Source organism: Lysobacter sp. Root983 (assembly GCF_001429345.1).
Lineage (GTDB): Bacteria > Pseudomonadota > Gammaproteobacteria > Xanthomonadales > Xanthomonadaceae > Lysobacter.
In genome coordinates this window covers 1-1,252 of sequence record NZ_LMJO01000014.1, presented here as the reverse complement: position 1 = coordinate 1,252, position 1,252 = coordinate 1, and the positions used below count along the sequence as shown (strand labels likewise).

Annotated in this window: 2 protein-coding genes; both read left to right on the top strand. The window is 67.5% G+C overall.

What is annotated here, in order from left to right; all coding sequences use genetic code 11:
* The first annotated feature begins 78 nt into the window (after window positions 1-78).
* On the top strand, window positions 79-744 hold the full coding sequence (locus tag ASE43_RS12235; protein ID WP_304438408.1) for a phosphopantetheine-binding protein: 666 nt from the start codon (window positions 79-81) through the stop codon (window positions 742-744).
* On the top strand, window positions 731-1,252 hold a 522-nt coding region (locus ASE43_RS12230), incomplete at its 3' end, for a condensation domain-containing protein (protein WP_157499898.1). The genes ASE43_RS12235 and ASE43_RS12230, both read left to right, overlap by 14 nt.

Below are 1,252 nucleotides of genomic sequence, written 5' to 3'. Positions count from 1 at the left end.
CGCATGTACAGGACCGGCGACCTGGGTCGCTGGGGTGAGGACGGCACGCTGGAATTCCAGGGACGCAACGACTTCCAGGTGAAGATCCGCGGCTTCCGGATCGAACTGGGCGAGATCGAAGCCAGGCTGACGGCGTGTGCCGGCGTGCGCGAAGCAGTGGTGCTGGCGCGCGAGGACGTGCCGGGCGAGAAGCGGCTGGTGGCGTATTGGCTGGCGGAGGCGGGCGCGCAGATCAGCGCGGCCGAGCTGCGTCTGCAGCTGAGCGCGCAGTTGCCGGAGTACATGCTGCCCAGCGCGTTGTTGATGCTGGAGGCGTTCCCGCTGACGCCCAACGGCAAGCTCGATCGGCGGGCGTTGCCTGCGCCGGATGGCGTGTCGCTGAGCGTGCGCGCGTACGAGGCGCCGGACGGCGAGGTCGAAGAGGCGCTGGCGGGGATCTGGCGCGAGCTGCTGCAGGTCGAGCGGATCGGACGCCACGATCACTTCTTCGAACTGGGCGGGCATTCGCTGCTGCTGATCCGCCTGGTGATGAAGATCCAGGAGCGCTTCGGCGTGGAGCTGCCGCTGCCGGTCCTGTTCGAAACGCCGATTTTGCATCAGCAGGCCGACCGGATCGTGGAGGCGGAACTGGCGCTCTACGACGAGCAAATGACGAGCGAGATGGACGCTGCGCTCGAAGGCCTGACGGCCGAGCAACTGCGTTCAATGTTGACCAATTCAGAAGACGAACATGAGCGCGCATAACGAAGCCTCGTTGGAGCAATTGCGACGCGCAGTCCTGCGCCAGCAACTACGGCAGCGCGGCGACGCAGCCTTGAAACCCGCGGCATTGCCGATCCCGCCTGCGTCGCGCGACGGTCGTCTGCCGCTGTCGTTCGCGCAGCAGCGGTTGTGGCTGGTGTCGGTGCTGGACCCGAGCGCGGATCGCGCCTATCACCTGCCGATGGCGTTGCGCCTGAGCGGCAGCGTGGATCGCGACGCGCTCAGGCAGGCGCTGGATGGCCTGGTCGCGCGGCATGAAGGCCTGCGCACGCGTTTCGTGGCCGAAGACGGCGTGCCCTGCCAGCTCGTGATGCCGGTCGGGCAGGGCTTCGCGCTGCGCGAGGAAGTAGCGGCATCGCAGGACGCCGTCGAACAGGCGATCGCCGACGAATTGGCCACGCCGTTCGACCTGGCGAACGGCCCGATGATCCGCGGCCGCCTGCTGCGCGTGTCGGAGCAGGAACACGTACTGGTGTTGAACCAGCACCAC